A 17498-nucleotide genomic window follows, 5' to 3' on the forward strand; every position below is an offset into this window, starting at 1 on the left:
TCATCACACGCCACTCCGACTGTGTAAATAGTTACTCATTAACTTGAACCTGTATGGGGGCCAGAATTGTTTTTGCTTTCCGGCCTGGAATTTCTCGCGCCAGGCGTGGTACCAGATAGCCTGGCAACTGTGTCTGTAGCTCACCGATCAGGCGCTGTGCTTCCTCATCGGGCAGATCAAAATGTGCACTTCCTTCTACCCTGTCCAACAGGAACAGGTAGTAGGGCAATACACCACAATCGAACAGCGCTTCACTGAGTGATTTCTGATCACTGATAGTAGCATTAATCCCCCGTAACAGAACAGCCTGATTAAGTATGGTTATACCGCTGTCACGCAGGTATTTCACGGCTTCGGCTACAGATTGATCTATTTCGTTTGCGTGGTTGATATGCAGCACCATCACGCATTTGAGGCGGCTCATACCCAGCGCTTGCGTCAGCTCTGGTGTGATACGCTGAGGAATCACTACCGGCATGCGGCTATGGATGCGCAGGCGTTTCAGTTGCGGGATCTGCTCCAGATCACGCAACATCTGAATGATTCTTCGGTCAGGCGTTGCCAGTGGATCGCCGCCCGAGAGGATCACTTCGGTCACTTCCGGGTGTCGACGAATATAATCCAGCAGTTTCTGCCACTGCTCAGTGCCGATCTGATTCTCTTCATAGGGGAAATGGCGGCGAAAACAGTAGCGGCAATTGATGGCGCAGGCACCGCTGAGGATCAGCAATACACGGTCGCGGTATTTGTGCACTAATCCCTGCTCGGGATTGCTGCTCATCTCCGCCAGAGGGTCAGTCAAGAAACCCGGTTGCGGTACCATCTCCTGCCCGATAGGCAGAATCTGTTTCAGCAGCGGATCATCCGGGTCGCCTTTGCGAATTCGCGCCAGATATGGGCTCGGCACCTTGAGCGAAAAGGCCAGGTTGGCTTGAGTGCTGTCAGATAACAGTGTGTCGGGCAGTTCGAGTAAGCGGATCAGTTCTGCGGGATCTGACACAGCCTGGCGAAGTATCTGCTGCCAGGGTTCAAGCAAAGGGAGCGGTGACGACATCTGGGTGTGACTTCTGAAGAGCAGTTGGATTGCAGGCATTCTGATCGTCACAATGACCAGAGTCAATCCCGGGTCGCCGAACAGCCACCTGTTATTGCTCGTTGCGCGAAATTGTGTAAATAAAATTATTGTTGCTAGTATGGAATAGGCAAGATTGTGATCGAAAAACAGCAAGTCTTCGAGATGCTCCGCTGTCACTTCGCGCGGGTGGTGTTGTTTTTGTCGGTTCGAACATTGGTGAGGGCAGTGAATGAGCGAGCAAGAGGAAAAGCAAGATGATCTCAAGAGACGTCTTGAATTTGAGCGTCATATCACTCAGGTTTCGACCCATTTACTGAATGTGAAACCGGAAAGTTTTGAGCAGTCGATTCATGCTGCATTGGCTGATATCGGCATTTTTTTCAAGGTCGACAGGGCTTACCTCTTTGCGATTGATCATATCCGACAGACTCAAAGTCTGACGCACGAATGGTATGCAGATGGTATTCAGTCAGAGCAGGCGCATCTTCAGAATATTCCGCTGTCCCACTTTCCCTGGATCAAGAAGAAGCTGTTTGATAATCAGGTGGTTCATATTCCTGATGTGGCTGCATTGCCACCTGAAGCGACAAATGAGCAGCAGGAGTTCAGGCGTGAAAAGATCCAGTCGCTGATTCTGGTGCCCTTGTTTCAGGCAGAGCATATTGCCGGCTTTTTTGGTCTTGATGCTGTTGGCTGCAAGCAGGTCTGGTCTGAGGATATTCAGGTTTCATTGCGTTTACTGGGGCAGGTGTTCGCTAATGCCTTTGCAGCAAACAAGTTGGATCTGAAAATGCAGCGACTTGCCTATCACGATGCTTTGACGGGCCTGCCTAATCGTAAATTGATGGAAGACAGATTGGCACAGGCGGTTGCCCGGGCGGCACGCAGGCAGAGTGGCCTGGCGGTCTTGCTGCTGGATCTGGATGATTTCAAACTGGTCAATGACACACTCGGCCATGCGGCTGGTGATAATCTGTTGTGCCAGGTCGCGCATCGACTGGAGACCATGGTGCGCGAGAACGATACGGTTGCCCGTATGGGTGGAGATGAATTCGTATTTCTCGTTGAGGTGGATGAATCGGACGATGCATCCGACATTGCAGAAAGAGTGCTGCAGGAAGTGAGCGCTCCTGTCGAGATCGATGGCCACAAAATGGTCACACATATGAGTATCGGGATCAGTCTCTATCCGGATGATGGCGAAAGCCCTGAAAGCCTGCTCCGCTATGCTGATATTGCGATGTATTCGGCAAAGACAGGTGGAAAAAATCGCTTCGCCTACTTTGATTCCAGTATGGATGATCATGCTCAGGAGGTGATGAGTCTCAGATTTGAGTTGGGTGAGGCAATCAATCGTAAGGAGTTGGTGTTGCACTATCTGCCTTGTATGGATCTGGCCAGTATGAAGGTCTGTGGCATTGAGGCGCTGGTGCGATGGAATCATCCAGAGAGAGGTATGTTGCAGCCAGGCAGTTTTCTGACTCTGGCGGAACGCAGTGATATGATAGGCCGAATTGATCATTGGGTGATGCAATCTGTCACAGAGCAGCAGTCGCACTGGCAATCGCAGCACCCTGAGCTGAGGCTGTCTCTGAACCTGTCTGTCCGCGAGCTTTATTCACGGCAACAACTGGATCATCTGATTCATAGATTACTGACTCTTTTCGATGATCTCTCCTGTGTGGAGCTGGATATAGCAGAGTCTTCAATATCGCAAAATATGGAGCTGGCGATCGAACACCTGAACCTGATCAGGCAGAAAATTCCCGAGATTCGGATAGCCGTAGATGACTTCGGCGCGCAATTGACGTCATTATCCCGACTGCATCAGTGGCCTGTGGATACCCTCAAGCTGGCGCCAGTCTATCTCAGTAATCTCAGTGGCGGTAGTAAGGCTGAAGGTGCTAAAGCAGAGGGTGTTTTGCATTCCCTGATTGATTTGGGGCGGAATCTTGGGTTGTGTGTAATTGCAGAAGGTGTTGAAACCTCCGTGCAGTGTGATTTGTTGAAACGCCTGGGGTGTGAAAGAGCGCAAGGTTATTATTTCAGTAACTCTTTATCGTCAGCTCAGCTTGAGCCTTGGCTTATTGGAAAGGGAGTGTCTGATGCAGTTTGAGGTGGAAAAGATATGGGATCACGCGCCACATAACGCTTTTACAGATCTGATTCGATACAAAGAGCGCTGGTATTGCGTGTTCAGAGAAGGTGAAAATCATATTTCGCCGGATGGTGCCATTCGTGTGCTGGCATCCGATACAGGTCGGGAGTGGCACTCGGTCGGCCTGTTGACCTCTGATGATTCGGATCTGCGAGATCCCAAACTCAGCATCACTCCTCAGGGGCAGTTGATGCTTTGTGCGGCTGAGAAACCACATGATACGACACGCTTTTCGCATCAGTCCCTGACCTGGTTCTCGGATGATGGCGTCAACTGGAGCGATAAGCATTCGGTAGGTGATCTCGGATACTGGCTCTGGCGTGTCACCTGGCACCGTGATCGAGCCTATGGAGTGGCTTATCGCACAGGGAAAGGTGTCAAGCGCTCAGTGCGCCTGTATCAAAGTGATGATGGCCGAACGTTTGATACGCTGGTGGATACACTCTATGACGAAGGCTATCCCAACGAAAGTGTCATAGTATTTGAGGGTGATACTGCGTTGTGTCTGTTACGTCATGATGGCGTGCCGGTAAATGGGCTACTGGGGGTGGCTCAGCCTCCCTACACTGGTTGGCAATGGCAGGATCTGGGTGTCAGGATCGGCGGGCCGGATCTACTGCGCTTGCCGGATGGCCGCTATGTGGCGGCGGTAAGACTCTATGACGAAGGTGCCCGCACAGCGCTGTGCTGGCTGGACAGGGAGGCGGGCAGTCTAAGCGAGTTTTTGACGCTGCCTTCTGGGGGCGACACCAGTTATGCCGGTATGGTGTTCCATGATCAGCAGCTCTGGGTCAGCTACTACTCTTCTCATGAAGAGAAGACCGCTATCTATCTTGCGCGAGTGGCTTTGCCCTTGTGCTGAATGAGGGCAAGATCAGTCGGTGATTGGCGTATCTGAGGGTTTGCAGTAGAATACACGCCAATCATTTCCCGGCCCTCTGTCGGGAGCGACAGATACGACAATCAGACTGACTACAGACAGGCAACGGGAAACACAATGGCAACCTATTCAAGCAACCAGTTTAAAAACGGCCTCAAAGTGATGCTGGATGGCGATCCCTGCTCCATGGTGGATGTAGAGTTCGTTAAACCCGGCAAAGGCCAGGCGTTCACCCGTGTCAGACTGCGCAACCTGATCTCCGGTCGAGTCTGGGAGCGTACCTTCAAATCGAATGAATCGATTGAGGGCGCAGACGTCATGGATCAGGATATGGAGTATCTCTACAGCGATGGTGAGATGTGGCACTTCATGGATCCGAACTCCTTTGAGCAGTTTGCTGCAGATAAAGCAGCGATCGGTGATTCTGCCAAGTGGATGAAAGAGGGTGACAAGTGCATCATCACATTGTGGAATAACAACCCCATCTCCGTGACACCGCCCAACTTCGTTGAGCTGGAAGTAGTCGAGACAGATCCAGGTCTGAAAGGCGATACTGCGCAGGGCGGCTCCAAGCCTGCAACCCTGAGCACGGGTGCTGTGGTGCGTGTGCCACTGTTTATTGAGCGTGGTCAGAAGCTGAAGATCGACACTCGTACCGGTGAGTATGTCAGCCGCGCCTGATCAACACTGGGAACCTACCGCTTCCATCGAACACCTGCGCCGTCGTGCTGCGATTCTGTCCGGTATCCGGGATTTTTTCGCAGCCCGCCAGGTGATGGAAGTGGATACCCAGATCCTGTCTCACTGCGCTGTCAGTGATCCCTTCATAGATTCCATCGAAGCGAATTTTAATCTGATCGGCTCTGATCAGATGCAGCCACTATATCTGCAGACCTCGCCCGAATATGCGATGAAACGTCTGCTGGTGGCGGGTGCCGGTTCTATCTATCAGTTGGGTAAGGTGTTTCGAAACGGTGAGGTGAGTCGTCGGCATAATCCTGAATTTACCATGCTTGAGTGGTATCGCATCGGTTTTGATCACTGGCAGTTGATGGATGAAGTGGAGGCGCTGGTGTTGTCGGTGCTGCCTGATCTGACGATTCGGCGCATCAGTTACCGCGATCTGTTTCTGAACCATCTGGATATAGATCCACATGTAGCGAGCAGTGCTCAGCTGAGTCGTTTGTGCCGCGCGCATATCGATGCCCCCTTTGAAGATGATGATCCTGATACCTGGCGCAACCTGCTGATGTCGCACCTGATAGAGCCTGCGCTGGAAGAGGGGGTCTGCGTTTATGGATTTCCTGCTTCTCAGGCTGCGCTGGCGCGAGTTGAACGGGATGAAACCGGTATTGAGGTGGCGACCCGTTTCGAGCTGTTTGTCGATGGGCTGGAGCTGGCCAACGGCTATTATGAACTGACTGATGCCGCTGAACAGGCCCGGCGTCTGGCGGCTGATCAGCAGCAGCGTGAGCGTCTGCAGTTGCCACTCAGGCCTACCGAACAGCGACTGGTGGCAGCGTTGCAGAAAGGGTTGCCGGAGTGTGCCGGCGTTGCTCTGGGGGTGGATCGACTGGTGATGCTGGCGCTTGGCGCCAGCGATATTGCACAGGTGATCCCCTTTGCTTTTGATCGCGCCTGATCAGACTGGCAGGTGATTCAGCAGGCTGCGGCGTATCCGTTCGACTGCCTGCTCCAGTATTCTGCGTGGGCAGCCGAAGTTCAGGCGCATGAAGCGCGGATCACCAAAATCCCTCCCCGGCGACATGCCAACACCCGCCTGCTCAAAGAAGTGCTGCGGGTTTTCCAGTTTTGTGGCACTGACATCGATCCATGCCAGATAGGTTGCCTCGATAGGATTCAGTGACAGGCCGGGTATCGCATTGATCTCATTCACCAGATAGTCACGATTGCCGCGCAGATAGTTCAGTTGCGCACGATTCCATTCATCACCGTCACGAAAGGCCGCGATCGCTGCGGTGTAACCCAGCAGATTGACGTCCGGCACTATACCCTTGCGCACCTGTTGAAAACGCTGACGAATGTCGGGGTTATCGATCACCGCATAGGCACAGCCGAGGCCGGCAATGTTGAAGGTCTTGCTCGGTGCCATCAGGGTGATGGTGCGCTGTGCTATCTCATCGCTAAGACTGGCCAGCGGTATGTGCTGGATACCCGGTTCCAGCAGCAGTTCGCAATGTACTTCGTCAGAGCAGATGATCAGGTCGTGACGGATGATCAGATCGGCCAGTGCCTGAAGCTCTTCGCGTCGGTATACCGTGCCACCGGGATTGTGTGGGTTGCAGAACAACAGCAGTTTGCTGCTGGGCGTAATCAGTTCCTCCAGCGCCTCAAGATCGATAGTGTAGCGCTGTTGTTCAAGTTTCATCGGTACTGTGATCAATTCGCGCTGCGACAGTCTCGGGGAGGACATGAACGGGGGGTAGATGGGCGCAGGGGTCAGTACAGCAGTGCCTGTATCGCCCACGGCACGACAGGCCAGATGCAGCCCGCAGACCAGGCTGGGCAGCCAGACAAGGCTGTCAGCTTTGATCTGCCAGTCATACATGCTCTGCATCCGTGAGATAACCAGTTCATTCAGCTCCTGGGGCGTGTTGGTATAACCGAAAATACCGTGATCAATGCGTTTATGCAGCGCTTCCAGCACCGCCGGCGGTGCCATGAAGTCCGTATCAGCCACCCACATCGGCAGCACTTCACTATCCTTGTAACGCTCCCACTTTTCGCTGGCGGTATTGCGCCTGTCGATCAGACGGTCGAACTCTTTTTCGGTCATCCTTAAAACTCCTGTCGCTGCTGCCTGTTTCTGAAATAGTAACGGCAGTGGGGCAGCTTTGGGAAACTTTAAAATAGTGCCTGCCCGGGGTTGCAAATGACGGCACCGGCGGTATAGTTGATTTCAGCTCAATTATAAACGTTGAACAAATGCCATGCGACCTTCAGAGCGAACCATGAACACAGCCCAGACCCTTGCCGATGCAGTCGCATCTGCACGCGAAATGTCCATGTCTCATCTCCTGCTGTCTCTGCCACTGGCTCTGCTGCTACTGCCTTAGGGCAGACTATTATCTTTTCACTCATCCCTGCGTCAAAAATACAGTAAAATAGAAACAATATTCTGATGCTGAACCTGTGAACGGCCGGTGCAGCACCGACAGAGCTGGAGTGTTTCCCATGAGCAACAACCGAGTCATTATTTTTGATACCACTTTGCGTGATGGTGAGCAAAGCCCCGGCGCATCCATGACACGCGATGAAAAGCTGCGTATCGCACGTCAGTTGGAGAAAATGCGTGTTGATGTCATCGAGGCAGGCTTTGCGATTGCAAGTCCAGGCGATTTCGCTGCCGTCAAGGCGATTGCCGATACAATTAAAGAGAGCACGGTTTGCTCACTGTCCCGAGCGCTTGATGCCGATATTGATCGTGCCGGTGAAGCGCTGATCAATGCCAACTCCGGACGTATTCATACCTTTATCGCCACCTCACCGATCCACATGAAGTACAAGCTGCAGATGGAACCGGATCAGGTGGTTGAGAATGCGGTCAGAGCGGTTAAACGCGCGCGCAATCTGATTGATGATGTTGAGTTTTCACTTGAAGATGCCAGCCGTTCAGAGCTGGACTTCATGTGCCGCATTATCGAGAAGGTGATCGATGCCGGTGCGCGCACCATCAATATTCCCGACACCGTCGGTTACGCCGTGCCACAGGAGTTCGGCCATACCATCACTCAGTTGCTGAACCGCATTCCGAATGCCGATAAGGCGATCTTCTCGGTGCATTGCCATAACGACCTCGGCCTGGCTGTTGCCAACTCGCTGTCGGCATTGTCTGCCGGTGCACGTCAGGTGGAATGTACCATCAATGGTCTGGGCGAGCGTGCCGGTAACGCCTCGCTTGAAGAGATCGTAATGGCGCTGCGCACCCGCAAGGATGTGCTGGGGCTCGAAACCGGTATCGAAACCACTCAGATCGTACCGGCCTCGCGTCTTGTTTCCAGCATCACCGGATTTGTCGTACAGCCGAACAAGGCGATTGTCGGCGCGAACGCTTTTGCACATGAGTCTGGCATCCATCAGGATGGCATGCTCAAGAACCGCGAAACCTACGAGATCATGACAGCGCAGGATGTCGGCTGGAATACCAACCGCATGGTACTGGGCAAGTTGTCTGGCCGTAATGCGTTCCGTGCGCGTCTGGAAGAACTGGGCACCAGCTTCAACTCTGATACCGAACTGAATGATGCTTTTGCCCGCTTCAAGGATCTGGCCGACAAGAAAAGTGAGATCTTTGACGAGGATCTGATCGCGCTGGTGAGTGAAGCACGTGTCGGTACCGGTGCAGAACGCTTTCGCCTGAGTAGCCTCAAGGTGACTTCGCAGACAGGTGAAACCCCCGTGGCTAATCTGGTGGTGATGGTCGATGGAGTTGAGCATCAGGTCGAAGGCACTGGTAGTGGCCCGGTTGATGCGGCGCTGAAAGCGATCGAGTCAGTGGCTGAGTCTGGCAGCAGTCTGCAGCTCTACTCCGTCAACGCGATCACCAGCGGTACCGATTCGCAAGGTGAAGTGACGGTACGTCTGGAAAAAGGCGGCCGTATCGTCAATGGACTGGGCGCAGATACCGATATCATTATCGCATCGGCAAAAGCCTATATTCATGCGCTGAACATGCTGGATGCGAATATCGAAAAAGCGCATCCGCAGGTTTGATGCGCTTTTATCCAATCAGGGTCCGTGGTATCACCCCGGACGCCTTGGGTGAGACGCCGTGAATACATTCCCTGTAGGCTTGAATGCCGCATCCCTGCGGCATACACTCACCCAAGCCCTCCGGGGTACACTCTTAAGTCACGGATTCAGGTTCAATTGATGTTTGTGTGCTCGGCATAAAACGAGGTGAGGATGCGTAACGCGCTGGAGCAACAAAGGCACCAGTATCTGGATGCCATGGGGATCGCCAGTTGGCTACCCCGTGTTGATCTGCCGGGTGCTGCGCCCTCTGCTGACTGGGTGTTTGCCTTTCGCACTGGGCAGGCAGTCATTGACGTGGATGATTCTGCGTTTGATGCCGATCACGCTGTTGAAGTTGATCATGCCGCCGGACAAAACGCCTTGCGACAGCTTGCTGATCTTGCCGGTGGTACTGGAGTAAGTAAAGGGGCTGGAGTAGGTAAGGGGTCTGGAGTAGGTAAGGGATCTGATACACAGATAAACGCCGCGACAGCATCTGTAACTTCAGCATCTGTAACAACAGCCTCTGCAATACCTGCTTCCAAGCCTTCCGCGCAACAGGCCGAGGCGGTCAAGTCGGCGCTACCACTCAGTCAGGATCAGCCCTCCACCGCTTCAGTTGATGAAAGTGCTGCAACAACACCGCACGCCAGTCTCAGAGTGGAGCCGCCACCACGCTTTCGTCTGGCATTCATCAAGGCTGGCGATATGCTGTTGGTAGATGCTTTGCCGCCTCATGCGCGACAGGGTTTCAGCCCTCTGCATCAGCGACTTGTACAGCGTATCCTGCAGGCGATGGGTGTCAGTGAGCAGCAGGGTTTACCGCAGTTTCTCTCCTGGCCGATGCTGGCCAGCAAAACCCTGAATCAGGGACCCGATGAAGCGCGGCGTTCGGTTGAACGTCTGTTAGGCTATCAGCTCACGCCCGAGATCACACGTGTCGTGCTGCTGGGTGAGCCATCCGCGCGCTGGGTGCTGGCGCGTGAAGAGGCATTGGAGCAGTTGCGTGGCCTTTCATTCACGCTCAAACCAGGTGTCAAGGTTGTGGCCAGCCATAGTCTCAGTGAACTGTTGCAGCTGCCTGAGTACAAGGCAGATCTGTGGCGAGATCTGCAGCCACTGCGCCTTGTTGTCACTTCCAGTGAGCATTGATATACGTCCTGCAGCTCTGCAGGTGTGTGAGCTCACGCTTGAAGATCTTTCCGCTGCGATGGCGCTGGATGCCGCCGCCTTTGATGATCCCTTTTCTGAAAACCTATGGCGCTCTTTGCTGGCAGGGCAAGGGCGTGGCTGGCTGCTGCGGGAAAGGGCTGATACCCCCGTTCTTGCGTATGCACTGTTCAGCATTGTGCTGGATGAGGCTGAGTTGTTGCGTATCGCCGTTGATCCAGATGCTCAGGGGAAGGGGCATGGTCGACAGTTGTTGCAGTCAACACTCTCTTTTCTGCATGAGTGGGGGTGTCAGCGCGTGATGCTGGAGGTGCGACGCTCCAATACCAGTGCGATTCATCTCTATGAGCGCAGTGGTTTTGTTCAGGAAGCGGTACGTAAGGCATACTATGTTGATAGCGCAGGAGTTGAGGATGCGCTGATCTACATATGCTCCCTGGCTCGGCCAGGCAATATTTGACTGAGAGCTGTTGTTCGAGCTGTTGTTCGAGCTGTTGTTAGAGTTGTTGTTAAGGTTGTTCTTGGGGTTGATCTGAGAGGTTGGCATGGGGATCACTACTGCTCTCTTGAGTCCGGTCTGGCTCTGGAGCGCACATCTGCTGTTAATACTGGTGCTGATACCGACCCTGCTGCATCTGCCTTGGGCAGTGCTGCTGCGTGAACGCGGCATTCAGCACCTGCTATTTGGCTCGGCCATTATTCTGGTGTTGATGTGGAGCTTTCGAGCCGGCATCTCACCGGGGCTGTCGATCCACTTTCTGGGTATGACGGCACTGACATTGATGTTCGGCTGGGATCTGGCGATTTTTGCCGGTCTTCTGGCGCTTATTGGCCTGACTCTCACTGGCCGCGAGAGCTGGGAGGTGTTTTCTCTCAATGCTCTGTGTATGGTGGTGCTACCGGCGTTGATCAGCTATGCGGTTCTGCGCATTGCTGAGCAGAAGTTACCCAGGAATTTTTTCATCTATATGTTTGTCTGTGCTTTTTTCGGTGCAGGTTTTGCTGTTGCCATATCCGGTTTGAGCTATGCGCTGATTCTATGGCTGGATGGTGTGCATAGTTGGAGCCGTATCTATCAGGAATATGTGATTCTGTTACCGCTGATCATGTTACCCGAGGGGCTGCTCAACGGTATTATCATGACGAGTATGATGGTGTTTCATCCGGACTGGATACGTACCTTTGACGCTCGCGCCTATATCGATGAACAATAGTTGGTTTGAACTCAGGTCACTACGGCCTGTTTCTGTACTTTACTGGAGATGGTAGTGAATCGTTTATTTCTGTTTGTCCCCCTTTTTTGTCTGTTCAGCCTGTCTCTTCAGGCGCGAGAGTTGATCAAACCCGAAGATGCAGTTGAGTATCGTCAGGCCGCCTTTCAGGTGATGCGATTTCAATTCGGTGCCATGGCTCAGATGATCCGGGGAGAGCGGGAGTTCACCAATGCTGAATTTCTGCAACGTTCTCAGGCGCTGCATACCTTGATTCCACTGGCACATGAGGGGTTTATCGATACCACACAGAATGAAAGCACTAGCCGCGCTGCGGATAGGTTGTGGGATGAGCGTGAGCGCTTCGATCAGATCATGGCGCGTTTCAAATCGGATACCGCCGAACTGGTGGACGTGGCTGCTGAGGGTTCACAACGACAGGTTCGCGATCAGTTCCGCCAGGCGATGCGCCACTGCAAGGCATGTCATGATCAGTATCGACTGGATTAAGAGAGTCAGGTGAATTGTTTCACTAATGAAAACGACTGCAGGGACTATAATTGTACATGTCTGATTGCCCATGCCTAAATGCAATGGAGATTACCCATGATTAGTAATGTCAGCACTCGTATGGCCGCTTTAGCACTGGGTCTGTTCATCACTGCGTCGGTATCGGCAGCAGGGCTGGAGCGCCCTCAAGGGCGTGTCATTTTGACCATTGAAGGGGATATTGCACACACCAATGAGGAGGGAAAGGCCGTATTTGATCGCGAAATGCTGGAGCGGCTGACACAACATACTACACAAACATCCACCCCGTGGACTGAGGGCGTGAGGGAATTTACAGGCCCACTGGGGAGCGCATTGCTTGAAGCAGTAGGTGCCAGCGGTACTATATTGAAAGTGATAGCGATCAATGACTACGTGGTTGAAGTGCCCGTAGAGGATTTTTACAGCCACCCGGTTATTCTGGCGATGAAAGCAGATGGTGATTATCTGAGGGTGCGTGACAAGGGGCCGCTATTCATTATTTACCCATTTGATGACGATTCGGATTTGAATAGTGAAGTTTATTACAATCGTTCCTCCTGGCAGATTGCCCGAATAGAGGTCAAGTAGATCTATAACGGATAATTCGGCGTCGAGTGTGTGAATACATAAAGCGTGATCAGCATTGATTGTGTATCGTCTTCATATCGGCGAAAATAGCAGCCATCTTTGAATAACCATTCAGATTACCCGTTTGAAGCCATTCGCGCGCTTCAGCGTCACGTATCACAATCTGTACAGCACCGGACGATTTCAGTTAATGAGTAACAGCGCAACGCACTCCGAAGTCAGCAAACGCCGCACCTTCGCGATCATCTCGCACCCGGACGCCGGTAAAACCACTATCACCGAGAAACTGTTGCTTCTGGGGCAGTTGATTCAGGTGGCCGGTACCGTCAAGGGGCGTGGTAGTGACCGCCATGCGACATCGGACTGGATGACCATGGAGCAGGAACGTGGTATCTCCATCACCTCATCAGTGATGCAGTTCCCCTATCATGGCCGCACGGTGAACCTGCTGGATACGCCGGGGCATGAGGATTTCTCTGAGGATACCTATCGTACCCTGACGGCTGTGGACTCTGCGCTGATGGTGGTCGATGGTGCCAAGGGTGTCGAGGAACGCACCATCAAACTGATGGATGTCTGCCGACTGCGCGACACGCCGATCTTCTCCTTCGTCAACAAGATGGACCGCGATATCCGTGATCCTATCGAACTGCTGGACGAAATAGAGGAAGTATTGAAGATTGAAGCTGCGCCGATCAACTGGCCGATCGGTATGGGCGGCTTTTTCAAGGGTGTGTATAACCTCTATACCGATACGCTGCACCTCTACACCAAGGGGCGCGGGCATATGCTGGAGGATGATCGGCGGATTCAGGGGCTCGACAGTGATGAAGCGCGAGCTTTGCTGGATGATGAATATGATAGTTTTGTGGATGAGATAGAGCTGGTTCGTGGTGCCACGCACATCTGGGATCAGCAAGCTTATATCGACGGGCGCATGACACCGGTATTTTTCGGCACGGCTCTGGGTAACTTCGGCGTGCGTGAAATGCTGGATAACTTTGTTGAATGGGCACCGTCCCCACCGGCAAGACCGACAGAAGCGCGTGCTGTCGAGGCGGATGAAACGGCGTTCACCGGCTTTGTGTTCAAGATACAGGCCAATATGGATCCCAAGCATCGTGACCGCATCGCTTTCATGCGTATCTGCTCCGGCAGCTATACGCGTGGGATGAAGATGCGCCATGTGCGTACCGGGAAAGAGGTGCGTATTGCTGATGCCGTGACGTTTATCGCAGGTGAGCGTGAAAACGTTGAGGAGGCCTGGTCCGGCGATATTATCGGTCTGCATAACCATGGCACGATTCAGATAGGCGATACCTTTACTTCTGGTGAAAATCTCAAGTTCACCGGTATTCCACACTTTGCTCCCGAGATGTTCCGCCGAGTGCGGCCGAAAGATCCGCTGAAGATGAAGCAGCTTCAGAAAGGGTTGAAGCAGCTCTCGGAAGAGGGTGCTGTGCAGCTGTTCATGCCACTGAAAAACAATGACCTTATTCTGGGTGCAGTGGGTCAGCTGCAGTTCGAGGTGGTGGTGTATCGCCTCAAGGATGAGTACAAGGTCGAGTGTATTTATGAGCCGATCAGCGTGCAGACAGCGCGGTGGGTCGAGTGCAGCGATAACAAGATGCTGGAGGAGCTACGGCGCAAGGCGCACGAAAATCTGGCGCTGGATGGATCAGACCTGCTGACCTACCTGGCACCGACGCGTGTCAACCTCTCTCTTACTGAGGAGCGCTGGCCGGATGTGCGTTTCCGCGCCACTCGCGAGCACTGAAACTTTCCCCCGTCTCTTTCATGGCACAGGCTTCCTGGCCTGTGCCATACTGATCACATGACGCTGATTGATACCCACTGCCACCTTGATTTCCCCGAGTTTGACTCCTGGCGAGAGCAGGCAATAACGGCTGCCCGTGATGCGGGTCTTGATACGATTATTGTCCCCGGCGTCAGTGCGCAATACTTTGAGCGAGTGCTGGCGTTGAGTCGGCACTATCCTGACTTCATCAAACCCGCTCTCGGACTGCATCCCTGCTTTATGGCGCAGCATCAGGAGAGTGATCTTGAGCAGCTTGAGCAGCATCTGGAAACTACGCCGGGCGTGATCGCCGTGGGTGAAATAGGGCTGGATTTTTTTATTCAGGATGCACAACCAGAGCGCCAGATTGAACTGTTCAGGCTGCAGTTACTGCTGGCGCAGCGCCATGAGCTGCCCGTGTTGTTGCATGTGCGCAAGGCGCATGATGAGGTGCTGAAGCAGCTGCGTCGGATACCGCTTAAACGCGGGGGGATTGTGCATGCTTTTTCAGGCAGTCAGCAGCAGGCCCGACAATATGTCGAGCTGGGATTTCGGTTGGGTTTTGGTGGTGCCATGACCTATGCGAGGGCAACGAAACTACGCCGACTGGCCAGTGAACTGCCGCTGGAGTGGTTGGTGCTGGAAACCGATGCGCCTGATATGCCGCTGGACGGTTATCGGGATCAGCCTAATTTTCCAGCGCAGGTGGCAAGAGTAGCCGCGCTCCTGGCGGAGTTGCGGCAATGTGAAGTGGGTCTCATAAGTTGCGTGACCAGCCAGACGGCCAGGTCACTGCTGCGACTTTAACAGGCTGTGTTAACGCACCGCCAGATTGTCGTCCGCAGCGCGCAAGCCTGCCCAGATCTTGTTGGTGCTGGCGTTGATCGGCACGCGGTAGAAGCGCCCTGTTTCTCCGCGTTGCTCCGCCGTGTAGCGCTGATCAGGTGGATTGACCATCAGGCGTGCAATGCTCAGCGGAATGTTCGGACCAGAAATCTCAGGTTGCCCATATTCGGCAGCAATGCCATCCAGAGGGTGATGATAAGATGCCAGTGATGACAGAGACAGGCAGTCCGTTTCTAGATGATGACACACCACTAATTTCTGTAAATCGATGCTGTAGAAACTGCCACGCTCCATATTGGACTTCGGCACGCTGATCGAGCCACAGCCAGCCAGAACAATCGCTGACACAAATAACGTGATAAGCCTTTTCATCTTGTCTCCCTGGGTTTGTCGAGCACCTTGGTGCCAGCGACATGTCATGTCAGATCGTCGTAAGGATTGTCGATATTGATCGGGATCGCCTTGGCATAGCCGGGCAGGCGTATTTCGCGGTCATCTATCTGCAGATCTTCGCCATTGAGCACCTGATGATCGTAGAGATAGATTGGGCGCGCCAGGCCTTTTATCGCGTCTTCATCATACTGCATCGCCTGAGCACGTGTCTCTTCACGGCGTCTCTGCCAGGCCTGCATTTTCTCACGGCCATGTCTGCGCTCAAGCAACGCCTCAGTCATCTGAGGTGAGATAATGGCCGCACTGGCGTTGTTGCCGCCAAACCCTTTGGCATTGATCAGAACGCTGTCCATCCCGGTTGCGCCGACTTCAGCATGTTGCAGTGGGAAATGCAGATTGGATTGATACACATCATCGGCTATCTCAGGCGTTGTGGTCAGTCCGGGTATGTACCCATAGCGCCACACACCCAGAGACGCAGCGATCTGATCACCACCGGCACAGCCCTGTGAATGGCCCAGATAAGCTTTGACGGCAGACACGTGCCAGTTACTGATACCGAAAGCCTTGGCTGTTTCGTTCAGGACATGGGATTCGGTGACTCGGTTCTGTGGAGTGCTGGTACCGTGCGCCTGGATGAAACTGCGTTGCTGCAGTGATTCTTCGCCCAGCATGGAACGGATCAGTGATGCGGCCTTGCCGAGCGTCATGTAGTTACCGATACCGGGGGCCGAGATCGACTTCTTATGGCCATCGGCATGCACAAAAACGTCAGCGACGGAGGCATGAATATCCGCACCCAGTTCAATCGCAAGATCATCCGCCATCAGCACCAGATACTGACTGGACTCACCGATGGTAAAGCCACAGTTATTGCCGAAAGGACGGCAGGCGCGGCGATAGTCATCCTCAGCCAACTGCTCCAGCTGATCCAGTGCCAGCAGGTCCTTATCCTCTGCCAGTGCGCCCATGGCACGGAAACCTTCGATGATCTCGGGGGTTACCGGTGCATCGCTGCCGCCGACAAGCACGAACTTACAGCGCCCGCTGCGGATCTCCTCGACGCCATTACGCAGATTGTAAAGGAAAGTGGCGCAGGCACCCAGAGCGCCACCGGTCAGGCCAACATTGCCCAGCAGGTAGGCATTGATGAAGTCTGCTGGCATCTGAGCATAGCCCAATGGCATCTGCTTGGAAGTGGTGCGTTTACCCAGCGCCGCGAACTTGGTCAGGCCACCAAAACCGGCATCGTCCAACTGGCCAATCGAGTTGCTGGCAAAGACGGCTATCTGATCAGGGGTCAAACGATCGGCAATCTGCTCATAATCAATGCCGACCGAACGCAGAGCATCTGAAGCGGCATATACGCTCATCTGCAAGCCGCGAGGGTGATTGCGTGATTGATAAAGTGTGCCGGGATCGAAGCCAGTGGGCAGCATGCCGGCACTTTGTACCGGTGCTATACGACTGTCGGGCAGCAGCATTTCGCAGCTGCCACTGATACGCACCTCAGAATGGCCGAGGCCATTTTCGGTGACTTGCCAGTTTCCGGGAATATGGTTTGGCAGATGGCGGTTACGGATTCTGAACACCAGGTCCGAGTCTGCACCCTGCAGCACGGCGTGGCGGTTCATCATCACATTGTTGACATCGAACCAGTCGGGATGAATGCGACGAATCAAAGTGTTGGACAGGAGTTCCGGTGCCAGTTGCTCAGCCAGTTGGGCGGCACTCAGCCGTTCACCGCTGCGGGTGATGTATTCACCATTATCAGACGTGGCGCGTGCCATCAGTGTGGCAAGCCCTGTCAGAGTCTCCTGTCTGCTGCGGCTGTCGAGCTGATCCAGAATAAGACGGCGATAGCCGTGATGAAAGGATGCTCTGCCGGCGGGGCTGATGCCTCCAAAGCCGACAATGACAGGAAGTTGTGACAAGAGATGACTCCTTGGACTGGTCATGCTGAAAAGTTAACGGATTGTGAACCATTTTATCGATTCAGCCAAGTGCTGGCCAGTATTTGCGCGGCCTGATCAGGCTGGCTGACGCCGAACTTTGTCTGGTTCGGCGCTTAGTTGGAAAAGATGGCAGGAGGG

The 17498-nt window shown here is 53.6% G+C and carries 16 protein-coding genes; 12 read left to right on the top strand and 4 right to left on the bottom strand.

Annotation, left to right across the window (positions count from 1 at the left end; genetic code table 11):
• Window positions 1-31: 31 nt before the first annotated feature.
• Window positions 32-1054: an EF-P beta-lysylation protein EpmB gene (epmB, locus tag ACK3CJ_RS03370; protein WP_409525006.1), complete on the bottom strand. Its 1023-nt coding sequence runs from the start codon at window positions 1052-1054 to the stop codon at window positions 32-34.
• 250 nt (window positions 1055-1304) lie between these two features.
• Between epmB and ACK3CJ_RS03375 the strand changes: the two genes are divergently transcribed.
• The 4 genes from ACK3CJ_RS03375 (at window position 1305) to epmA (ending at window position 5755) form a co-directional block, all read left to right on the top strand.
• Window positions 1305-3191 (top strand): bifunctional diguanylate cyclase/phosphodiesterase, encoded by a 1887-nt coding sequence (locus ACK3CJ_RS03375; protein ID WP_409525007.1) that lies wholly within the window; start codon window positions 1305-1307, stop codon window positions 3189-3191.
• Window positions 3181-4095, top strand: a complete 915-nt coding sequence (locus ACK3CJ_RS03380; RefSeq protein ID WP_409525008.1) for a hypothetical protein — start codon at window positions 3181-3183, stop codon at window positions 4093-4095. Before ACK3CJ_RS03375 ends, ACK3CJ_RS03380 begins: the two co-directional genes overlap by 11 nt.
• A gap of 135 nt (window positions 4096-4230) precedes the next feature.
• Window positions 4231-4794 (top strand): elongation factor P, encoded by a 564-nt coding sequence (efp, locus tag ACK3CJ_RS03385; protein WP_151704077.1) that lies wholly within the window; start codon window positions 4231-4233, stop codon window positions 4792-4794.
• Window positions 4778-5755 carry an EF-P lysine aminoacylase EpmA gene (gene epmA, locus ACK3CJ_RS03390; RefSeq protein WP_409525009.1) on the top strand — a complete coding sequence of 326 codons (978 nt, stop codon included), beginning with the start codon at window positions 4778-4780 and terminating at the stop codon, window positions 5753-5755. Before efp ends, epmA begins: the two co-directional genes overlap by 17 nt.
• On the opposite strand, the gene ACK3CJ_RS03395 is transcribed toward epmA, so the two are convergent.
• A complete protein-coding gene (locus ACK3CJ_RS03395; protein ID WP_409525010.1) occupies window positions 5756-6910 on the bottom strand; it encodes a MalY/PatB family protein in 1155 nt (384 codons plus the stop codon).
• 398 nt (window positions 6911-7308) lie between these two features.
• On the opposite strand from ACK3CJ_RS03395, the gene ACK3CJ_RS03400 reads away from it, so the two are divergent.
• The 8 genes from ACK3CJ_RS03400 to ACK3CJ_RS03435 all read left to right on the top strand — a co-directional run bounded on the left by ACK3CJ_RS03400 (window position 7309) and on the right by ACK3CJ_RS03435 (window position 14973).
• Window positions 7309-8847 carry a 2-isopropylmalate synthase gene (locus ACK3CJ_RS03400; protein WP_409525011.1) on the top strand — a complete coding sequence of 513 codons (1539 nt, stop codon included), beginning with the start codon at window positions 7309-7311 and terminating at the stop codon, window positions 8845-8847.
• A 192-nt stretch (window positions 8848-9039) separates the two neighbouring features.
• Window positions 9040-10020: a hypothetical protein gene (locus ACK3CJ_RS03405; protein WP_409525012.1), complete on the top strand. Its 981-nt coding sequence runs from the start codon at window positions 9040-9042 to the stop codon at window positions 10018-10020.
• Window positions 10010-10498: a ribosomal protein S18-alanine N-acetyltransferase gene (gene rimI / locus ACK3CJ_RS03410; RefSeq protein WP_409525013.1), complete on the top strand. Its 489-nt coding sequence runs from the start codon at window positions 10010-10012 to the stop codon at window positions 10496-10498. Before ACK3CJ_RS03405 ends, rimI begins: the two co-directional genes overlap by 11 nt.
• Window positions 10499-10583: 85 nt before the next feature.
• Window positions 10584-11252: an energy-coupling factor ABC transporter permease gene (locus tag ACK3CJ_RS03415; protein WP_409525014.1), complete on the top strand. Its 669-nt coding sequence runs from the start codon at window positions 10584-10586 to the stop codon at window positions 11250-11252.
• A 54-nt stretch (window positions 11253-11306) separates the two neighbouring features.
• Window positions 11307-11759, top strand: a complete 453-nt coding sequence (locus tag ACK3CJ_RS03420; protein WP_409525015.1) for a c-type cytochrome — start codon at window positions 11307-11309, stop codon at window positions 11757-11759.
• A gap of 96 nt (window positions 11760-11855) precedes the next feature.
• Window positions 11856-12368, top strand: coding sequence for a hypothetical protein (locus ACK3CJ_RS03425; RefSeq protein ID WP_409525016.1), 513 nt, complete (start codon window positions 11856-11858; stop codon window positions 12366-12368).
• 190 nt (window positions 12369-12558) lie between these two features.
• Window positions 12559-14145: a peptide chain release factor 3 gene (locus tag ACK3CJ_RS03430; RefSeq protein WP_409525017.1), complete on the top strand. Its 1587-nt coding sequence runs from the start codon at window positions 12559-12561 to the stop codon at window positions 14143-14145.
• Window positions 14146-14202: 57 nt separating this feature from the next.
• A complete protein-coding gene (locus ACK3CJ_RS03435) occupies window positions 14203-14973 on the top strand; it encodes a TatD family hydrolase (protein WP_409525018.1) in 771 nt (256 codons plus the stop codon).
• A gap of 9 nt (window positions 14974-14982) precedes the next feature.
• Here ACK3CJ_RS03435 and ACK3CJ_RS03440 read toward each other — a convergent pair whose 3' ends face one another.
• Window positions 14983-15384, bottom strand: a complete 402-nt coding sequence (locus tag ACK3CJ_RS03440) for a hypothetical protein (RefSeq protein ID WP_409525020.1) — start codon at window positions 15382-15384, stop codon at window positions 14983-14985.
• A 44-nt stretch (window positions 15385-15428) separates the two neighbouring features.
• Window positions 15429-17339 (bottom strand): beta-ketoacyl synthase, encoded by a 1911-nt coding sequence (locus tag ACK3CJ_RS03445; RefSeq protein ID WP_409525021.1) that lies wholly within the window; start codon window positions 17337-17339, stop codon window positions 15429-15431.
• Between the last annotated feature and the right edge of the window lie 159 nt (window positions 17340-17498).

Origin of the sequence: Nitrincola salilacus, assembly GCF_046271865.1 — a bacterium.
Taxonomy (GTDB): Bacteria; Pseudomonadota; Gammaproteobacteria; order Pseudomonadales; family Balneatricaceae; genus Nitrincola; species Nitrincola salilacus.

Bases quoted from the DNA above. Each gene is read 5' to 3' on its own strand.
- ACK3CJ_RS03435 (WP_409525018.1), top strand. From the start codon at position 14,203: ATGACGCTGATTGATACCCACTGCCACCTTGATTTCCCCGAGTTTGAC.
- ACK3CJ_RS03405 (WP_409525012.1), top strand. From the start codon at position 9,040: ATGCGTAACGCGCTGGAGCAACAAAGGCACCAGTATCTGGATGCCATG.
- epmB (WP_409525006.1), bottom strand. From the start codon at position 1,054: ATGTCGTCACCGCTCCCTTTGCTTGAACCCTGGCAGCAGATACTTCGC.
- ACK3CJ_RS03375 (WP_409525007.1), top strand. From the start codon at position 1,305: ATGAGCGAGCAAGAGGAAAAGCAAGATGATCTCAAGAGACGTCTTGAA.
- ACK3CJ_RS03440 (WP_409525020.1), bottom strand. From the start codon at position 15,384: ATGAAAAGGCTTATCACGTTATTTGTGTCAGCGATTGTTCTGGCTGGC.
- ACK3CJ_RS03380 (WP_409525008.1), top strand. From the start codon at position 3,181: ATGCAGTTTGAGGTGGAAAAGATATGGGATCACGCGCCACATAACGCT.
- ACK3CJ_RS03430 (WP_409525017.1), top strand. From the start codon at position 12,559: ATGAGTAACAGCGCAACGCACTCCGAAGTCAGCAAACGCCGCACCTTC.
- ACK3CJ_RS03400 (WP_409525011.1), top strand. From the start codon at position 7,309: ATGAGCAACAACCGAGTCATTATTTTTGATACCACTTTGCGTGATGGT.
- ACK3CJ_RS03415 (WP_409525014.1), top strand. From the start codon at position 10,584: ATGGGGATCACTACTGCTCTCTTGAGTCCGGTCTGGCTCTGGAGCGCA.
- ACK3CJ_RS03395 (WP_409525010.1), bottom strand. From the start codon at position 6,910: ATGACCGAAAAAGAGTTCGACCGTCTGATCGACAGGCGCAATACCGCC.
- epmA (WP_409525009.1), top strand. From the start codon at position 4,778: ATGTCAGCCGCGCCTGATCAACACTGGGAACCTACCGCTTCCATCGAA.
- ACK3CJ_RS03425 (WP_409525016.1), top strand. From the start codon at position 11,856: ATGATTAGTAATGTCAGCACTCGTATGGCCGCTTTAGCACTGGGTCTG.
- efp (WP_151704077.1), top strand. From the start codon at position 4,231: ATGGCAACCTATTCAAGCAACCAGTTTAAAAACGGCCTCAAAGTGATG.